Raw genomic sequence first — 19806 nt, forward strand, 5'->3', positions numbered from 1 at the left:
TTATCATTTCATGACTAAATTTTGAAGAGGTATTGTAAATTATTATCAGGTAGGGGTGAGAAAGTGTCAGAAAAATAAGGGAAAAGCAGCTTAAGGAAAATATAAATATTTCCCTAAGCTGCTAGATGATGTTTTTCCGCTATGACAAAGAGCTTATTGGGCTTATATTATTAATTTCTGTCGCTAACAGGATGGCCATTTCTTTTTTATAATCTACAAGGGAGGACTCCAATGTGCTTTCCTTGTACTCAATCCATATTCCAGAAATCTACTTCCCCCACTGTAACGCCTCTTACCCAATCTTCTTCTTTTAATTTCAAAATTTCTTTACTGGGGCCTGTCACTACCATCCCATAAATCTTGACTCCATTTTTTTGAACATAAGAAATAATCTCATCTAAATTATGCATGGTAAATGGGGCTACTCTCTGGGATATTTTGGGATATTTTTGGAGATATTTTAGAACTCTTAAAAAGTTTTCATTTCTCAATTTTCCGTCTCCATAGTCATCTATATTAGGGGCAGATTTTAATTCTGTGGTGGCTTTACTTCCTAAAAACCCTTTTTCTACTTCCTTACTCTCTAACCTATAGTCTTCTTCCAACCACATGGGATGATGGGGGAAACCAATGGGTTGGGCAAATACATCTCCATCAGGCCTTTTAATATCCACTCCTAACCATAATAACTGTAAGTTTTTCCCTAAAAACTTTTTCAAAGCTTCTTCCGTTGGGTATGCTCTATCAAAGACCACAAAAGCCTCCGCTACAGTTCCCTCAGGAATTTTTTCTAAGCGCTCCCATTGGGATACATATCTTTCTTCTGAAGGATCAAAGGAGATTAGCGGGTGGTCATCATCAGAGTAAAGCTTTATAGGCTCTATACTTAGGGCATTGAATAAAAAACTGCCTTCTATATCTCCTATTTTTTTCTCCCTATCTCCTATACGCTTTTGTAAATTCCCCTTTATCCCAGTAGTAAAAAAAGGTCTTACTTCCATACCAGAGCCCTCCATTCTTGCATTGGGATAAGTGGTGGCTATAGAAAATTGGACAATCTCCCTATACCTTTCTATTCTTGGAGGGGTTCCTGACAAATAGTAAAAAGATGACACGATACTGGATATCACCGTAATTACTATCAAAATTGCAAGAGCAGTTAAGGCATTGTGAAATCTTGCTTTCCACTTTCCCTTTATAAGAGCTTTTCTATATTTTTTGTCCTCTAGGACATTTTTTCTAGGGATTTCCCTAGAATCATCCACTTCTCTTTCTATCCATTCCTGATATTTTTCCAGCCGATCAAGTTCCCTTTCCACTTCTTCCTTTTCTTCTGGATTTAAGGTTCCCTCCATATATTGTTTTAATTTTTCTTCAAAATCATCTCTCATCTTTACCCCTTCCTTTCATTTTTTCCCGAATAGCTTGCCGTGCTCTAAATACCAATACTTTATAATAGGACAAGCTAATTCTCATTTTCTCCGCTCCTTCTTTGTAAGATAATTCTTCAAAATCACAGAAATGGATAGCCTGCCTCTGTCTGATAGGTAGGGTCTTTATGATGCTTTCTATTTCTCCCAAATTTTCTTTGGCTAAATATTCCTGCTCTATATTGGTGTTTCCCTCCACTTGGTGAAAAAACAAATCTTCTCTTGGGATACTTCTTTTGTTTTTCCTCAAATAGTCTATATAAGCATTGTGGGCAATAGTAAAAAGCCAGCTTTTCACTCTTTCCTTAGGACAGCTTTCAAAATGTAGATAGGCCTTATAAAAGGTATCTTGCAGAATATCCTCTACAATGTATTTATCCTTGCATAGGGATAGGAGGTAATAATGAAGATCATTTATATAAAGTTTATAAATATCATCCAATGAATTTTCCCTCAATGTTCTTACCTCCTCTATAAATAAGACGTTTAAAAGGTCAAAAAGTTACAACTATATCCTGTTTTCTATCATTGGTGCAAATTTGAGTGCGTATTTATTATGCTTTTTATCTATCCTAGTATACTAGAGTATCAATTGGAGTTGGTCATATAAAAAAAACGGCTTAAGCCGTTTTTCTATCCCTTTATGCCCTCATAGGGAGGTAGGATATCAAAATCTACTGCATCATATTTCCTTAGTTCTTCTAGGGCTTGGGTTCCATATTCCTTTTCAAATCTTTCCAAAGCCCTTTGGAAAGCTTCCTCCCCTTTTTTCCCTAGGTGGGTTTCAACCTCTTCCTTTATGGTTTTATAAAGATGTCCCATGTGATAGGCCCAAGGCATCTTTGCCCTCTTGCCTAATTTCTTTTTTCTCTCCTCTAAAACCTTCTTTTCCTCAGGGGACATCTTCCCTTCTCTAAACCAGAAATCACAAATCCTAGCTCCCTGGGGACGAATACCCTTGACTTCAAACAATATATTTTCGTTGAATCCTTTAACCAAATAAGTATCAATATCCTCACAATATAAGGGAGCATATTCTAACTCTTGTCCTTCCTGCCAGGCCAAAAACCAAGGACATTGATGTCCTTCCATAGGAACATCACGGCTACTTTCTGGAAAGCGAAAATCCAACTTCCCCGTAGTATCCTCCCATTCTCCATAGGCAATATAATTTAAAGGAGTAAGTTCAAATCCATCGGCCTGTGCCCTCAGGGCCATCCTATGGCCTCTTTGAAAACCATATCTCTTTACTGCATCCTTGACTACCTTTTCCCCTTCTCTTCCAAAGGACAATGCCATTTCTTTGGCAATAAAGGAAAATAACCTTGCATGATGGGTAGGAGAAAATACAACTTCCTGTTTATTTATCATTATCTCACCCTCCTCTAAGATAAGGGAAGTATCCCTTTATTTTGAAATAGGAAAGTTCGTCTTGCTGGCAAGGGACCAAACTTTCCTATTTCACTAGGGCGGCGGTAGCCGCTTTCTTGTGCAACGAAGATCCATAAAATCGTTATGCTTTTCCTTAGGCTAGACTACTGGATTTATCTGTAGCCGCCACAACAGCCTTCATTACAGCATGTCTAAAACCATTTTCCTCTAGGGCTGCTACGGCTTCTATAGTGGTTCCTCCTGGGGAACATACCATATCCTTTAATTCTCCGGGATGTTTTCCGGTTTCTAAAACCATCTTCGCAGAACCCAAAAGGGTTTGGGCTGCTAATTTATAAGCCTTATCCCTAGGCATGCCCCGAAGGACTGCCCCATCAGCCATAGCTTCAATCATCATAAAGACATAGGCGGGGGAAGAACCTGTGGTTCCGGTGACCACATCCATTAATTTTTCTTCTACCCATTCTGTTTTCCCAAAGCTTTGAAGGAGTCTCAAAACCTCTTTCTTTTCTTTCTCTGTTACCTTCTCATTGGTACACACGCTGGTCATAGCTTCTCCCACGAAAGCTGGAGTATTGGGCATAGTTCTGATGACTTTGACTTTTCTGCCAAAGTTTTTTTCTACACTTTCTATACTCTGGCCTGCTGCAATGGTCACGACAATAACTTCTTTTTTTACCCTATCTTTGATTTCCTCTATGACCCTTTGATATCCATCAGGTTTTACAGCCAGAAATAAGATATCTGCTTTTTGGGCTACCTCCTTATTATTGGCAGTGATGTCTATTCCACACTCTTTAGATACAAAATCCAAACTTCCCTGCACCCTATCGGAGGCAATAATATTTTTGGGGGAAACCGTCTTTGATTTTGTCATCCCTTGGATGATTGCCCTTGCCATATTTCCACATCCTATAAAGCCAATAATTCTTTCCATCCATTCATCCCCTTTTTTATTTTTATTCTATCATAATATTCTATATAACTAGAGGGGTTGTCCTATGAATATTTTAATAAGAAAGGGGTTATCGCCACTCTAGCCATACAAAAAGAACTGGAAGAAGCAAAATCAACTCCTAGTTTTTTTATCCTACTTAAGAGATATTAGGAGAGAATAATGCACAAAACAAACTCTTCATTTTGCCAGAACAGCAGATAATTTGTAGAAAAAACAAAGAATTTTCCTTATCTCTACATTTTTCTGTAGAAAAGAATTATTTCCTGGGTAATATTGTCGACAAAAGGATAATCAGGTAACCTGTCTAGATTCTATAGACCGAAGAGTTGTGAATTTGCTATACTATAAGGAAAAGAATATCTATTCTAGGGGAGGGAGATCATTGGAGACTGTATTACTAGCTGTAAATGGAACCCTAATGCGTGGTTTAGAACTCAACAAAAACCTTACTGGCATTGGGGCTAGATTTCTTCGGGAAGATCAGACAGATTCTTGCTATAGGTTGTGGAGTATTGAGGATAAACATCCTGCCATGATGAGAGTAAGGGAAAAAGGAACTAAGATTTCTTTAGAAATATGGGATGTTCCTGTGGAAGGCCTGGTATCGGTACTTTTAAATGAACCACCAGGATTGTCCATTGGTAAAGTAATTCTACAAGATAAAAGTGTAATTTTAGGGGTTATCGGTGAACCCTTTTTGTGTATGGATCAGTTGGAAATCACAGAGTTTGGTGGTTGGCGTCCCTATATACAACAAAGGAAGGCATAATAAGAAGGATGGGATTTCTAGAAATCCCATCCTTCTTATTCCATATCACTACTAATGGACCTCCAGGGCCCTGTATCAATACTAAAACATATTCATGAAAAAAGTAATAATTCCTGCATTTAAAAAATCAATAAACAAAGCCCCCACCAAGGGCATTACCAAAAAAGCTGTGGGGGAAGGCCCAAACTTTTCTACTACAGAAGTCATATTAGCAATGCCATTGGGGGTTGCTCCCAATCCAAATCCACAATGCCCTGCAGCAATAACGGCTGCATCATAGTCTTTCCCTAAAACCCTAAAGGTCACAAGATTTGCATACAAAAACATCAAAAGTACTTGGGCCAATACCATGATCAGTAAAGGAATAGCTAAACCTGCCAATTCCCACAGCTTCAGACCCATAAGAGCCATAGCTAAAAATAGAGCTAAAGCTATGCTTCCTAAAATATTGATTTCATTCATAGGCACCTCATAGGATTTGGTAAGATCAGAAATATTTCTCATTATAGCTCCCAATAACATAGCCCCAATATAAGAAGGCAAGGTAATGCCAGCATCTTGAATAATAGCAGATAAAACACTCCCTATACCCATAGCGATAAGTAATTCAAAGGCCGCTATGGAAAAATTGCGATCAACCAATGGCTCTTCCTTGTTTTCTATTAGGGCTGCCTCCATAAATTGGTCATCTGTCGAAAGTTTACTTTCTTCCTTTTTATCCACTAAGCCATACTTTGTGATTAGCCTATTGGCAGTAGGCCCTCCAATCATGCTACCAGCCAATAACCCAAAGGTTGCGGCTGCAAAGGCTATAGTGTTCGCTCCTGGAATCCCCGCATTTTCAATAAGGATTCCAAAGGATCCCGCCGTTGCATGGCCTCCTGTCATAGGTATGGATCCTGTAGCTAAGCCAATGAGGGGATGAAGTCCTAGTAGATCTGCTAGGGATATCCCTAGAATATTTTGTAAAACCACCAATATAACTGCACAGAAAAAGAATACCAATACCTTTAGCCCTCCCTTTTTTAAGGACTTAAAGCTTGCACTAAACCCTACAGATGTAAAAAATGCTGTCATAGCAAGGGTTTGAAGAGTAGTATCTATATTAAATTCCAGAATATTTTTTTCTTTAAGAATCCAGGCTACCAATGCAAAGATCAATCCCCCTACCACAGGTGTGGGGATGCAATATTTTCTCAATACCCTAAATTTATTTTCCACCAAATTCCCCAATAATAATACCATCACTCCTAAAGCAGCGGATTGCATCATGTCAAGTGTTATGATCAAAGTATCACCTCTATTGTTTTTTAGATTTCTCATTATTTGTTTATTTTATTTGTTTATCGAATGAAATATTATGATTATTATTCGCTATTCCTGGTAGAAAAACTCAGTGAATAAACTAGAAAGGCATTTTAAAATGGAGGAAATCTTATTTTTAGGGGAGATTCTTTTTATGGTGAAAACATATCTTATTATTTTATAATAATTTTTTACAATATGCAACAACCATATAATGTTAGGAGACAAGCCATAGAATAAACATTGAAAACATAATCATTAAAGATATCCCTTTATATTGTGTATTTTTTTATTGGAACATTATTGTTTCAAAGGATCTATTAAACTATAATAAGTATGTAAGTGCACAGAAAATAGTTTTTAACATGAGGGGGTTAAACAATGACAAAGAAAAAGAAATCTTCTTTTAAAAAATATATATTGGGGACGCTGGTCATTCTTTTATGTCTTGTACTGGGTACAGGCTATTATGTCTACAATCTGCTCAATCAGGTGGCGACTGGCCCTATAATTGATTCCAATGAGGAATTGGGGATAAAGGAAGACAACAAGACACCAAAGGTGACCAATATTGCTCTCTTTGGATTAGATAGGCGAAATCCCAATGAGAATAGTCGATCCGATAGTATTATGATTGCCACTTTAGATCTAAATACCAAGAAAATTAAGCTGACTTCTATTATGAGAGATACTTATGTGAATATTCCTGGCAGAGGGATGGATAAAATCAATCATGCCTATGCCTTTGGTGGCCCTCAATTGGCCCTCAAAACCATCAATGAAAACTTTGATATGAATATTAGAGATTATGTCATGGTAGACTTTTTTGGTCTTATGGATATTGTTGATGACTTAGGCGGAATAGAAATTGACATTAAGGATTATGAAGTATCTAGAGCCAAAGTCAGTGGAACGGGTGTGCAAACACTAAATGGGGAGCAGGCCCTGGCCTATTCTAGAATTCGTTATGCAGGAAATGGAGATTATGAAAGAACAGAGAGACAAAGAGTCGTACTAGAGCAGATCATGAATAAGATAATGGGAGCCGGAGCTATGCAATATCCTAAGATGATCAGTAAGCTACTGCCCCATGTGGAGACGAGTCTGACTAAGCCTGAAATGCTAAAACTAGGTACTTCTGCCTTTACTCATGGAGTACGGTCTATAGATCAGTATCGAATTCCTGTGGATGGTTATGCTAAGGGACAAAAGATGAATGGGGTTTATTATTTAGTGCCCCAGGATTTGGCGGCTAATGTGAATTTTTTGCATGAATATATTTATGAAAAAGATGGGATAGAGGTCAAAAATTAAAAGATAGAAAAGGCCAACTGCTATAAGCAGTTGGCCTTTTCTATCCTTTAATGTAGATATATCCTTCTAAACATGAGAGATAACCATTGCAAAGTTTCCTTGGAGATTATATTTTTTCACTTCCGAAGTTATCATAAAATGATCTCCTTTGGTAACATGATATTCCTCTTCTCCTATTTTTATTTTTCCTTCTCCCTGAATAATACTGCAAAGCGTAAAAGGAGTATTATTCTCTACATCACTATATCCATTTATCTCATATTTTTCCACTGTAAAATATTCTGACTGAATAAGCCTAGTCTTGGTCATTCCCTCTATGTTTTGTACTTCTAGTTCATATTGTCTATTCTTAAAGGGTACTTCGATAACATCCTTAGATTTTTCTATATGAAGTTCTCTTAAATTTCCCTGTTGATCTCTTCGATCATAATCATAAAGTCTATAGGTAGTATCAGAGTTTTGTTGTATTTCTAATACTAAAGTCCCCGCCTTAAGGGCATGTACTGTACCACTGGGCACATAGAAGAAGTCACCTTTTTTGATAGGAGTGCTTTGCAATAAATCCGCCCACCTACCTTGATCTATCATTTCATCTAGTTCTTCTTTATTCTTTGCATTAATTCCATAAACTAGCTTAGCCTCTTTATCACAATCTAAGATATACCAGCATTCTGTCTTTCCCAGTTCTCCATTTTCATTTTCTCTAGCGTAGTCATCCCTTGGATGTACTTGCACCGATAGATCTTCATGGGCATCAATGATTTTTACCAGTAAGGGGAACTTTTCTCCCTGAATTCCACCAAAAATTTCCCTATGATTTTCCCAGAGTTCTCCTAGGGTTTGTCCTTTGAATTGACCATTTTTTACTATACTTTGCCCATTGGGATGGGCGGCAACAGCCCAGCACTCTCCTGTTTTATCCGATGGGATATCATATCCAAAGTCTCTTAACTTATTACCACCCCATATTTTTTCTTTAAAAATAGGTTCAAAAAAAAGTACTGAATTACTCATTTCCTTACCTCCTATTCTTTAGATAGCCTTATTATTGTCTTATATTGAGATTCTTTATATGCTTATTTTAACATAAAATCCTCATGATTTTTATAATACTCTTTCCACAATTTTTCATATTCCCTAATCTTAGGACGATATTGTCGTTCTGGGTAAATCTCTCCTCCATGTAATTTAAGCCCCCAAAACCTGATTAAATAGTTCTAGTAACACATCTTTCATACCAGAAGCATTGAAGACCAATTCTACCGCAATGATGAGAAAGCCAATGAGTTTACTAAACTCACGCTTAAAGCGCGGATAATTAGATTTTTATACTATTTAAAGATAAAGAAAGCAGGTAAAAACCCGCTTTTACCCATACATAAACATTACATAATTTGCATAGGATTAGATCTTAAATTGAATTCCAGTTAAGGTATATGTCAAATAAGGTTAATTTTATGTTAATTTATAACAATAATAAAATGCAGTAATGCTTCTATCCCTTGCCTTTTCTAATTTTTATCGTCTTATATATCTTTCTTTCAAATAAAACTATCTCTTTGCAATTTAAATAAAAGATGGTATTATAAGATAAGTAGTAAGTAGTAAGTAGTATGTTCCATTCAATATAAGGAGGTAATTATGGATTATTCAATTTCTCAAAGTTTTTTATTATGTGTCTTAAAAGAAGACGGAACAATACCTAAATTAAGTCTAGATGAAAACTGGTTAATCGCTGCAGGTATGTTGGATCTCATACTAAATGATATAATCGACTATGTGGATGAAAAAATACAAGTAAAGGGCGAGCTTCCTAGAAATCTATCTTATTTAAAAACATTCTATACTTTCCTTAAGTCATCGGATAAAAGTGCCAAGAGTGTGGTAATAGAATTTTCTACAAAAGATTTAGGAAAATCTAAGACTAAATTATTTAAAGCTATAGCAAAATCACTTGCAGAAGTAAATGCAGTGAAAATAGATAGTAAAGCGAATTTTCTCTCAAGTAGCGAATCTTACATCCCAAATAAAGTTGAAGTTAAAAAAATCATAGAAGAGATTAGGGCTGAATTACTTGAGGATGGACCAGTTACCCAAGAGAATACAGTACTCTCTATGTTATTGGACAAATCTTCTCATCTAAAAGATTACTTCTCAAAACATGAAAGAAATAAGTTAAATGAAAAAATGGAGGAAATACGAAATTCCCCTGTAAATAGCCCTGTTAAAGAAGCTATGGAATCAACTATTCTATTAATATCTATTTTGGCTATATTCTTAGGAGTTATTTAATAGATGGCTAGAAGAAGAACAGATAAAGTTATAAGTAGTTCTGAATTTGTAACTATCGGAGAGCTAGTTAGGTTAACAGATATTCGTTATAGTACTTTAAAATATTATACCGAGTGTGGTCTACTACCATTTTTTCAAGAAGATACGAATCTTACAAGACGTTATAATAGAATAGATTCAATTGATAGACTGGATATAATAGAAAAACTTAAAAAAGAAGGAAAATCCATAGCAGAAATAAAATCAACATTAAAATCGGATAAATAGTCAGGTTCTTGCCTGACTATTTATCTATAATAAAATCTTTTAAGTTATAACTTTCGGCTGTAAATAATGCCATTACTATAAAACTAATTATAAGTATATTTGGAAAAAATACTGTTCTTTCCAAACTATCAAATATCCAATACTGTGGAGTAAATTTACCTATATATCTAATAATTTTTAGCACCTCTTGATACTATTCATCATAGGCAACCATAGACAAAAATAAGGTTAGCATAGATATCAAAGCAGCTGTTGTACCTGCAATTTCAGGATTTTTAAAGATTCTTCCTATTGCCAATGATAAGCTAATAGAAAATGCAGATGCCAAAACAAAGTTCATTGTTATAATTGGAAAGTTAACCATTTCATAACCAACTAATAAAGATCCTATCAAGACAACTACAGAATTGGACACAACATCTGAATTGTAAAAATGATATTTTTACAAATAGGCTACCTCTCACTTGCCCTCTGGCTTAAGATGGATTTATAAAACATATAGATTTTTTATAGATTTTAAGAAAAGATTGATATTATTCTCTTCCATTAATTTTTTGAGTACTTCCTTATTTGCAGTCAAATTATTTAAAAACTTGAAAAAATTCCTCATTGTATTATCCTTGGAATAATCATCTTTTTTCACCGCCAAAAGAAATATAATCTGGACCTGATCTCTATCCCATACAATTGGTTTTCTTAGTGTAAGGATACTTATGGTTGAAGATATAATGTGATCTGTACTCCCATGGGGTATAGCCAGAAAATTACCTATCTCTGTGGAATCTACAGCTTCTCTTTTTAACACCGTAGAAAAAAATTTTTCATCTATTCGCCCTGTCCTTTGTAATTCATCTGTAATAAATTTTATAATTTCTATTTTATTTTTAAAATTTTTATTTAAAAATATAAATTCATTATAGATAAATTTATGAGCTTTTCTGTCCTTTTTTAAATCCATAGTCATTAGATGTTTATTTATTGCCTCTTCAATTTTTTTCTCCTCTGTTTGATCGATAATAGAATTTATCTTTATGTAGTTTATATGATATTTATCAATATCTACGGTTGAAAATATAAAGTTTACTGAGTTACTTTTTGTATATTCTCTAATTTCTTTAACAGAAATACTCCCTTTAAAATCAATCCATGGAAATATTTTTTCCAACTTTATTTTCAGGTAATTGGAAATCCCTATTCCAAGATGACATAGAATAATCGCTGAATATTTTTTAGGAGGATCCTTCCTATTCCTTTCAATAGAGGCCTGAAAATGGATGGTTATATATGCCACCTCCTCCTTTGGAATGTTCATATTGTATTGGGTATTAAATCTATCTATAATATCTAAAACTTCATAGTATAAATATGGGCTCATTTGTTTTATCTTATCCAATATTGGATTTTCCAATGATAGGCCATAATTAATCCTATTAAGGGAGGCGTATAAATGTAGCCTTAAAGCTTGTATTAATATTCCATCAGACTTAAAGGATGTTTCCCCGATCTTTTCTAAATTATCTAATAATCTATCCATTAAAATATCTACAATATTTGCTTCTGAACTATGTATAAAATTACTTAATTCAATGGTATTGTCCCCATTATATTTTGCTCCTAATAGATGTATAGCTAAATAAATGATTTCATCCTCTGGAAATCTTATAGAAAAGACCTCTTCTAGATTTCTAGCTAACTTCATTGCCCATGAATACTGAATTTTTGGTGCCACTAAATCTTTTTTACTTCTGGAGAGTTTTATAGATTGATTTAGTTTTATCCTCTTTATCATAAAAAGAATATGTATAGTTAATGCGTCACTCGATTCATCAACAAAAGATATCTCCATATGATTTTGTAAGTCCACGATAGCCTTGTTAACCATCTCTATCTCATAGGGCATAAAAATACTTTTCAAACTATCTTTAGCTTTATTAAACTCTCCTTGATTCTTGATGGCCTGTGCCAATGCTTCTCTCTTATCCTTCTCTACCCCTTCAATATAATTTCCCACCCTCTGTTTCGAAATAATTTTCAAATTATATTTTTCCAATTGTCTTCTGATTTCAACTAGATCATCTGCAATAACCTTTTTATTTACATAATATTTCTTTGAAAACTCCTTTAATGTCATGGCCTTTGTTGACATTAATAATGTATATGCCAATTCAAATCTTCGCTCACGGGTAGATAATGTTTCTTCATTTAAGCAACTACTTCCTAGAACATGGTTAAGAGTCCATCTAGAATTTTCTTTCACTCTTAAGCAAATTCCTTTTCCTTTGATTCGATCAAGCTTTAAATCAGAAGAAAACTTGCTAAGATATTTTTCTACCTTATTAAGGGAATTCCTAATGGTCTTATCTGAACAATTTTCATGTTCAGCCATTTCCCGAACCAATACAAAGGTATTCTTTCTTTCATATAAAATTCTTATCAAGTTTTCTTCTCTTCTATTCATAAACTCACCTTTTTGTTTCTATATCATTAGGATGCTGTAAATAAATAATGCTCTTCACTTCGCATGTTCCAACTTTTATTTTGCGGTCTTTTATTGTAGAGATTATCCTTTCATCTAATGTGGATTGGTAGAGACTTCCTGATGTCCCTGCAAATAATGCATTCTTGCTCAAGCTTCGATGGGGATTATAAAATCTTATAACCAACTCCTCTTTATCCTCTGCTTTTTTAACCGTGGATAAAACCACATCTCCTTTGATCTCAAAGGCTGAATAATCTGAGGGTAAGTCTTTATCCCTTGGATTTGTAAGTATAAAATAGGTAGTATTATTTTTAAATTGTGCTCCTTGGTAGGAAATAATCGGTGTAAGTATTTCCTTTGCATTTTTAGCAAAATCATAGGCCTGATATTGATCATGGTATGCCATATGATACTTTGCATGTATTTCTTTATGCATAAGCTCGGCATCGGGGGTTGGGGCTTTTGTTCCTGATTCCCTACCGGGTCTATCATTTAGCTCTTCTTTGCCAAGATAGGGTGTAGACCGCAATATCGTCATAGCAATTTTATTAAATTTTTCACCGATAATCTGATATTCCCGCACCGAGTCTGTAATGACTTGAAGGGCAGAATTCTCTTTTGCTATCCCCACAAAACTTTGCATTGGCTCTATTGTTCTTGGCTTTTCATTCCATCCTTCTTCCTTCCAAAACTCAACTTCTTTGAGATATACCTTTCTTTTGATGGTACCGAATTGTTCATCTGCATAGGAATACTTTGCATAGATATCGGTATTTACAACCATTCTTAATCGATGTTCTATAGCTCTATTGAGTACAGTGATATCTATTTCCACATTAGGATTGTTTTTAACTAAAGAAAGATTTAGAGCTATCCTATTACAAACAGAGGTTTTTCCTTGATCTCTTTCTTTCAAGTTATAGGGCAATGGCATTTCAAGAATGATATACAGTGTGCTTTTAAGAGTATTTGATGTATTGTCTATACTTTTTACCCTAACATTTCTTAAATACTGGTTATGGGTTGGCTCAGAATAGTCATAACTATCCCCTTCATCCCCATCATCTTCAAAATAGATAGCATCTATATAATTTTTTTGTCTCTTCTTATCGTAGATATCTATCCTTCCATCATTATTTATTGATATAGAAAGATATTCATTTTCAATACAATTGTTTTGCTGGACTAATGATTCCTGCATTTTTTCTTTTTTACGTATATAGAGAGTTTTATAGCTAAAGGGTTGTAGTTTCTCAATATCGATAAGCATTTTAGCCTCAAATATATTTTGGATTTCCTTATGCCAAGAAGTATGGGAATCATTGTCTACACCAATTTCTCTAATTGATTTTTTAAGAATAGAATCGGTTACATTTTTAATATCCACCACTTCTGATGGGTATCTATTGCCTTCTTCATCATAAATTTCTACTTCACGAAAGGGTAAAAATAATTGGGTTTCTAAAAGTCCTCCTCTTTCATAGGGAAGAAGGTTATATACCTGAAATTGGAAGTGATCCTTCACTGGGATTTTTGTACTGATTTCCCTAAGCTTTAATTCTGTTAATGCCCTAGAAAGATGGTTTGCTTCAATAAATCTGTGCTGGACATCTCTATTGGTGTCATCTGAATTGCACATACCAATGCTATCATGGGCAGAATTATCAAGCATCAGTTTCCAAATCTTTTCAAAAACCCTTTCCTCATATTTACATCCCAGCATATAAGCCAAAGATGACACGGGTTCAGCTATATTTTGAAGATAATTTTCTATCCTATTATTCATGATTTTTAAATCTGCCCGGGTGGAGAAAATGCTTTTATGGGTTCTGGAATATTGTCCAAAGGTAAACTCCCCTTGATATCTTTCAAAATCTATACCGGATTTCTCAATCTCGGCCATTGCTTCCTCCAAGGACATCATTTCAACATCAATGTTTGGCAATACCTCCCTAGCGGTCTTAATCAGTTTGGGCAAATTTTTTCTAATGGGTTTTTGATCCTCTCCATTGAATAATAATATGAATCCTGCTGCATACTTCTCTTTCAAATTTTCTATGCTTTCCATAAGGTACTTTTTTAGATCCTCTGGTTTCTCTGGTGGGTAGCCAAAGCTACCATAGGCATAAATATTATGGACAAAGACTTCATCTCCATTTGGTGAGCTCCAATAAAATTCTCCTTTTTTAACTAATCCATCAGCAATGCCTCTCCTAAATGCTGCATACTTCAGTCCAAATCCTCTATAGATTTGTGGCATCTGCTCACTCATTCCAAAGGAATCTGGAAGATATCCAATTTCCATGCACTTTCCAAGTTCTTTAGCCTTGCGTGTACCATAAAGCAAATTTCTAACTAGAGATTCTCCCGATACCACCAAAGTATCTGGTTGGGTGTACCATGGGCCCGTAGCTATCCTATTTTCTCTAATAAGCTTTTTTATTCTTTCCTCCATACTAGGTCTCATAGAAATATAGTCTTCTATTATTGAGGTTTGCCCATCAAGGATAAAACATTTAAATTCCTGATCTTGTTCTAAATGATCAATAATTTCATCAAAATCATGGAGAGAGTAAATCATTGATTTGGAAGATGTAAAATACCATTCTCTATCCCAATGGGTATGAGGAATTATGCCTACCTTCAACTTTTTCATTTTGCCTCCTTATTATAAAGATAAGGGAGCCCTTAAGGATCCCTTACTTCATTGGATTTTTTTGTTTTTAGAGATGATCTGTTTTATTCAAAAACTTCTAATTTCCCCTTCTTAATTAAATTATTTCTATACAATACATTTATTACAGCAATTAAGGTAGCCCCTACAACCAATCCTATAATATAGGGAATGATTCCATCGATTAGTGGCCATGCCCATATAGCGGATTCTGGGAACCATTGGACGGCTCCCAGTGCAATTGCCGTTATTGACCCTATGACAGAGCAAACCACATATAACGGAATTGTAAATCCAGGTCTTTCCAATGCAAAGGGAATAGCCCCTTCTGAAATCCCCATAAAGGCTAAGAATATGGATGTCTTTCCTGCTTGATAAAATTGCTTATCGTATACTCTTCTGCCTACTAACTTTTTATCAATGAGGGTACTTAATCCAAGTCCTATGGATGGCGTAACTATGGCTAGAACCCTTGCAGTAATAGGTAGGGTCTTTTCCACGGTAAATGCAGTAGCAACAAATCCAGCCGCCTTGTTTACAGGGCCTCCTAGGTCAAAAGCCGTTGCAGCCGAAAGGATGGTTGCATAGATCATTTCCCCCGCTGTTCCTGCCGAAAGCAATATGCTTCTTATTCCATTGTTTAAAGCTCCACCTAGCGGAGTAATGATATATACCATTGCTATTAATGTAAATAATGCCGTTAACAGAGGAACTAAGAAGGTTGTTTTAAAGGCCAACCAATTATGGGATACTTTTATTTTTGCGTTTAGCCATTTGACAAAATATCCAACAGTAAAAGCTATGATTACTCCGCCTAGAAATCCTGAAGCAATTGGTGGTACGGCTTCCCATGTTCCATCCACCAATCCCATTCTTGCAACCGGATTGTTAGCTACATACCCACCGATAAATCCTGCCAGAAGGGCAGTTTTTCCACCTATTGAATTGGCAGTAAATGCTGAGAACATAGGGACTGCAAATCCGAATAAGGTAAATCCAAAGCTTGACATTGTATTTGCTAATTTTAATAATGTTTCACTGGTGCCTACAAACTGACCTGAGTTTAATGCATCCACAATAGATAAGGAAGGATCAATTCCTAAAATAACATAGGGTATAATTTGTGAAAATGCCCCAATAAGTCCTCCCATAATTAATATGGGTATCATGTAGGATATTCCTGTCATTATGTGTCTGCTTATTTCTGTCCAAACCGTTCTTTTTCCATTTCCTCCTCCTTTTGCCCGTCCCGTAGGTTTATCACCGGATGAACCTACCGTTCTTTTGGTAATTGCCATGTAAAACTCCCCCTTTTCTTATTCAAATGAAAATGAACTTAATTTGTTGTACTCGTTGGTTAGTATTCAGCCAGCACAACGGTAAATTTATGATTTTTATAAAAAGCTAATAGCTATTTGGATATCTTAAAACTTCTTCTTAAAATCCTAAATCTTCTTCAATTTCTTCTAAGATTCCCCCTGGGTTTTTAATCAATTCTTGCAATCCTACTTCATATATTTCATATCCTTCAAACCTTTCCATGCCATCAGGCGTAATGGCTATTGCATGAATAATGATATCCGCCTCTGCAATATCTGTAGCTTCAAGTCTATTTTGAATACCATCTGAGCCTTGAGTTTCAACCTTTATATCATATCCTCGCTCTTTTGCTGTTTTCTCCAAGGCTTCTGCCGCCATAAATGTATGTGCCAATCCCATTGTGCAAGCACATACCCCTACAATTTTTTTTGCCATATCCCTTCTCCTCCTTTTAAGAATTTAAAGCATTTTGTATTAATTTATATACTACGTTCGCATCATTTGATTGGTTTAGCGTTAATTTAAACTCCTCATCAATCAACTTCCTAGAGATCTTTGACAACATAGTTAAATGAATATTTTCTTTATTTTCCTTGGGGGTTAAAAAAGATATAATTAGTTTAATGTTCTCTCCACCCCAATCAATGCTATTTTTTAGCTTTATAATCAATACCGCTGGAAAATTAATTGTCTCTGATTTTGTATGGGGTATGGCTATTGTCTCATCAATTGCTGTGTTAAATTCTTTTTCTCTATTCCATAAATCTTCTTCTGTTTGCTGTTTGTCTTTAGATATTCCCAACTCATCAGCCTTACTGGCAATAAAATTCATAGCCTCTTCTTTCCTTTTTACATCTACATCTAAAAATAGGTAGTTTCTTTTAAAGATTTCCAATTGCATTCCCCTTTGACCGTTTTTAAGTACTCTTTTTAAAATTTATAATAATGATCTTGTATTTCAAAACAGAATTTTCCTAATCCTTTAAAGTTATTATAGCATCGTGAAAGGGTTTAATTTATTTTAAACTTACCGTTATATCGGTAAAATATATTTAATTAAACAGGCCTTATCAAGGATATAAAAAGAGACTGGGCACGAATAATTTCGTGCTCAGTCTCTTGATCTATACTATTCTTTTCTATTTTTATGTTTTTTGTCCCTTACTTAGCAGCCATAGGGCAAACGGAGTCAGATGTGAATAATTTACTTATTCTCTCATCTTATTGAATTTTATTAACAGAATATATAAATTCCTCAAAATCCCCTAAATGATTTTCGATAACTTTTTGTAAGATTTCTACATCACTATTTTGATAATTATGAACAGCTATGTTTCTGAAACCAATCATTGCCTTTAATTTTTTTAACATTTTATCGTCAATTATATTGTGATGATTTAATGCTTCAAAAGCTCTTTGAATATTCAATACGATAGAATCTTGTTTAGTATAATCTTTTAAATGAACACTCTGAATATCCCTTTTCACCTCAAAAGAAAGATTACCTGCAGCCATAAGCAGCGTATAGGGATCAATAATATTATCTGTATAAATAGCCAAGTCTATATCACTATCTTCATGTCCTTCTCCTTTGGCAAAAGATCCAAAAAGATAAATAAACTTGGGGTTAAATTCTTTTTTTAAAAAACCTATGATTTTCTTCTTATTTTCTTCTGGCAAGTATATCTTCCTCACCCTTTCATCATTCTCTATCTATTTATAGTATATCTTTTCATTTTTTTGGAATTCGCTTATTTCTCCTAGGATTATCCTATGATTTTTTCCTCTCTCAATCCCTTTTCCTTGGTGCAATTCCTTTAAGAAGCATTTCTGTCCACTCTTCTATATAAGGTGTGGCTTGCTCATATATTTGTGGATTGGATAACCCTTCTACAATAGTCCGAAAATAAAGGAGTAAAAATTCATCAGAGTATTTTAAATCCACTTTTCCTTCCTTTCGTCCTCGATGAAATAAATCCAGCATCGTACTATAACTATCTCGGGTGTATCTTTGGATTATTAGAGACAATCCATTTTCATTTTTCTCTGTGATATATTTCATCATTCTTGTGTAAAATCTTTTATTGATTCTATTTAGAAATCTAATTTTATTCTGTGTTAGGGCAATTAATGTCTCTTCAAAAGATTTATTCTCATCCAGAACCTCCTCTGCTTCTTCTATCAATTGGTCTAAAAAAGACTTATAAACTTCATGGATTAGATTGTCCTTACTATCAAAATATTTAAAAATTGTAGTTTTCCCCACATTAGCATGCTTAGCTATTTCCTCCATTGTGATATTTCCATCGTCACTACTATTCATTAATTCAAAAGTTGATTCTAAAACCTTCTTTTTCTTTTCTTCGGTTCTTCTTTCAAAACCATTCAACTTTATTACCTACTTTCTATAGATCATTCACTTAAAAAATATTATTTTCACTAATTTTATTCCTAATTCTATTATATACGAATACTTATGAACTATCAAAGCTGGTTTAGTATTTATTATTGATTATATTTTTGAAAAGTGTTAATATTGAACTAATAAGTTTATTTTAGTTTAAAACATGCCTTAAAACAAATTAATATGTACCAAATATACATGAATAGTTTAATACGTCCTCTAACATTTTTACTTAAACTGGAAATCAGGTTATAACACGCTATCAAAATTTTTTAGTGAAGGAGTGTCAAGGTTATGGCAGAAATTGTGAAATTACAAGGAGTTCAAAAGAAATTTGGTAAGTTTCAAGCCCTAAGGGATGTAACCTTTACCGTAGATAAGGAACAAGTTGTTGGCTTTATCGGTCCAAATGGAGCAGGTAAATCTACAACCATTCGTATTCTATTGGGGATTCTTAAACGTAATGGGGGAGAAGCACAAATCTTTGGAAAGGATGTTTGGAAAGACAGCTTAGAAATTCATAAGCGTATTTCCTATGTTCCAGGTGATGTAGCCCTTTGGGGAAATCTAACAGGAGGAGAAATTATCGATCTATTTATTAAACTTCATGGTGGAGGAGATAAGAAAAAACGGGATTATCTCATTGAACGTTTTGAATTGGATCCTAAGAAAAAAGCCAAAAGTTATTCCAAAGGAAATAGGCAAAAAGTTGGTTTAATTGCAGCACTATCTGTTAATCCAGATTTATATATATTTGATGAACCCACTTCCGGTCTTGATCCATTGATGGAATCTGTCTTTCAGGAAGAAGTAGCAAAAATCAAAAAGGAGGGTAAGGCCATTCTCCTATCTTCTCATATTTTAAGTGAAGTAGAACGTTTAGCAGATAAGGTGGTTATCATTCGTCAAGGTGAAATAGTAGAAACAGGTACTCTAGATGAATTGCGTCATTTAACCCGTTCTACAATAACATTATTAACAGAAGATGATGTGACAAAAATGGCTTCTATCCATGGCATACACGACTTCACACAAAAGGATAATCAAGCTACGTTCTCAGCAGATAATCAATACATCAATGATATTCTAAAGGAAGCAACCAAGTTGGGGGTTAAAAAGTTTGAGGCTGTGCCTCCAACTCTTGAAGACTTGTTTATGCGTCACTATGAAGAATAATCATTTGATTGGGAGGTGAGAATGTG

The 19806-nt window shown here is 34.6% G+C and carries 19 protein-coding genes; 5 read left to right on the top strand and 14 right to left on the bottom strand.

The annotated features are described in order from the left end of the window. Window positions 1–248: 248 nt before the first annotated feature. From NSA47_RS05315 to proC, 4 genes are all read right to left on the bottom strand, one after another. Window positions 249–1391, bottom strand: coding sequence for an anti-sigma factor (locus NSA47_RS05315; protein ID WP_257529874.1), 1143 nt, complete (start codon window positions 1389–1391; stop codon window positions 249–251). Beyond that, a complete protein-coding gene (locus tag NSA47_RS05320; RefSeq protein ID WP_257529875.1) occupies window positions 1381–1887 on the bottom strand; it encodes an RNA polymerase sigma factor in 507 nt (168 codons plus the stop codon). Before NSA47_RS05320 ends, NSA47_RS05315 begins: the two co-directional genes overlap by 11 nt. Window positions 1888–2063: 176 nt before the next feature. Then, window positions 2064–2801, bottom strand: coding sequence for an L-2-amino-thiazoline-4-carboxylic acid hydrolase (locus NSA47_RS05325; protein ID WP_257529876.1), 738 nt, complete (start codon window positions 2799–2801; stop codon window positions 2064–2066). 154 nt (window positions 2802–2955) lie between these two features. Then, entirely contained in the window at window positions 2956–3759 is an 804-nt protein-coding gene (gene proC / locus NSA47_RS05330; protein WP_257529877.1) for a pyrroline-5-carboxylate reductase, read from the bottom strand. 403 nt (window positions 3760–4162) lie between these two features. On the opposite strand from proC, the gene NSA47_RS05335 reads away from it, so the two are divergent. Beyond that, window positions 4163–4549: an allophanate hydrolase-related protein gene (locus NSA47_RS05335; protein WP_257529878.1), complete on the top strand. Its 387-nt coding sequence runs from the start codon at window positions 4163–4165 to the stop codon at window positions 4547–4549. An 81-nt stretch (window positions 4550–4630) separates the two neighbouring features. Here the strand turns inward: NSA47_RS05335 and gltS are convergent, their stop codons facing one another. Continuing rightward, complete coding sequence (gene gltS, locus NSA47_RS05340) at window positions 4631–5839, bottom strand: sodium/glutamate symporter (RefSeq protein ID WP_257529879.1); 1209 nt, start codon at window positions 5837–5839, stop codon at window positions 4631–4633. 396 nt (window positions 5840–6235) lie between these two features. On the opposite strand from gltS, the gene NSA47_RS05345 reads away from it, so the two are divergent. Beyond that, window positions 6236–7168 (top strand): LCP family protein, encoded by a 933-nt coding sequence (locus NSA47_RS05345; RefSeq protein ID WP_257529880.1) that lies wholly within the window; start codon window positions 6236–6238, stop codon window positions 7166–7168. A 66-nt stretch (window positions 7169–7234) separates the two neighbouring features. Here the strand turns inward: NSA47_RS05345 and manA are convergent, their stop codons facing one another. Beyond that, window positions 7235–8182: a mannose-6-phosphate isomerase, class I gene (gene manA / locus NSA47_RS05350; protein WP_257529881.1), complete on the bottom strand. Its 948-nt coding sequence runs from the start codon at window positions 8180–8182 to the stop codon at window positions 7235–7237. A 627-nt stretch (window positions 8183–8809) separates the two neighbouring features. Between manA and NSA47_RS05355 the strand changes: the two genes are divergently transcribed. Both NSA47_RS05355 and NSA47_RS05360 read left to right on the top strand, forming a co-directional pair. After that, on the top strand, window positions 8810–9460 hold the full coding sequence (locus tag NSA47_RS05355; RefSeq protein ID WP_257529882.1) for a GPP34 family phosphoprotein: 651 nt from the start codon (window positions 8810–8812) through the stop codon (window positions 9458–9460). 3 nt (window positions 9461–9463) lie between these two features. Continuing rightward, window positions 9464–9727 (top strand): MerR family transcriptional regulator, encoded by a 264-nt coding sequence (locus NSA47_RS05360; protein WP_257529883.1) that lies wholly within the window; start codon window positions 9464–9466, stop codon window positions 9725–9727. A gap of 193 nt (window positions 9728–9920) precedes the next feature. On the opposite strand, the gene NSA47_RS05365 is transcribed toward NSA47_RS05360, so the two are convergent. From NSA47_RS05365 to NSA47_RS05400, 8 genes are all read right to left on the bottom strand, one after another. Continuing rightward, entirely contained in the window at window positions 9921–10091 is a 171-nt protein-coding gene (locus NSA47_RS05365; RefSeq protein WP_257529884.1) for a hypothetical protein, read from the bottom strand. Window positions 10092–10214: 123 nt separating this feature from the next. Continuing rightward, complete coding sequence (locus tag NSA47_RS05370) at window positions 10215–12185, bottom strand: BglG family transcription antiterminator (RefSeq protein WP_257529885.1); 1971 nt, start codon at window positions 12183–12185, stop codon at window positions 10215–10217. A 4-nt stretch (window positions 12186–12189) separates the two neighbouring features. Beyond that, the gene (locus NSA47_RS05375; protein WP_257529886.1) at window positions 12190–14862 is read right to left on the bottom strand and encodes a glycoside hydrolase family 38 N-terminal domain-containing protein; all 2673 of its coding nucleotides are present in this window, start codon (window positions 14860–14862) and stop codon (window positions 12190–12192) included. 83 nt (window positions 14863–14945) lie between these two features. Next, window positions 14946–16178, bottom strand: a complete 1233-nt coding sequence (locus NSA47_RS05380; RefSeq protein WP_257529887.1) for a PTS fructose transporter subunit IIC — start codon at window positions 16176–16178, stop codon at window positions 14946–14948. Window positions 16179–16317: 139 nt separating this feature from the next. After that, window positions 16318–16635, bottom strand: coding sequence for a PTS fructose transporter subunit IIB (locus NSA47_RS05385; RefSeq protein WP_257529888.1), 318 nt, complete (start codon window positions 16633–16635; stop codon window positions 16318–16320). A 16-nt stretch (window positions 16636–16651) separates the two neighbouring features. Further along, window positions 16652–17101, bottom strand: a complete 450-nt coding sequence (locus NSA47_RS05390) for a PTS sugar transporter subunit IIA (RefSeq protein ID WP_257529889.1) — start codon at window positions 17099–17101, stop codon at window positions 16652–16654. A gap of 320 nt (window positions 17102–17421) precedes the next feature. Beyond that, on the bottom strand, window positions 17422–17880 hold the full coding sequence (gene hepT / locus NSA47_RS05395) for a type VII toxin-antitoxin system HepT family RNase toxin (RefSeq protein WP_257529890.1): 459 nt from the start codon (window positions 17878–17880) through the stop codon (window positions 17422–17424). A gap of 109 nt (window positions 17881–17989) precedes the next feature. Continuing rightward, window positions 17990–18589, bottom strand: coding sequence for a TetR/AcrR family transcriptional regulator (locus tag NSA47_RS05400; protein WP_257529891.1), 600 nt, complete (start codon window positions 18587–18589; stop codon window positions 17990–17992). A gap of 309 nt (window positions 18590–18898) precedes the next feature. Between NSA47_RS05400 and NSA47_RS05405 the strand changes: the two genes are divergently transcribed. After that, complete coding sequence (locus tag NSA47_RS05405; RefSeq protein WP_257529892.1) at window positions 18899–19780, top strand: ABC transporter ATP-binding protein; 882 nt, start codon at window positions 18899–18901, stop codon at window positions 19778–19780. Window positions 19781–19806 lie beyond the last annotated feature (26 nt).

The organism is Irregularibacter muris, from assembly GCF_024622505.1.
Lineage (GTDB): Bacteria > Bacillota > Clostridia > Eubacteriales > Garciellaceae > Irregularibacter > Irregularibacter muris.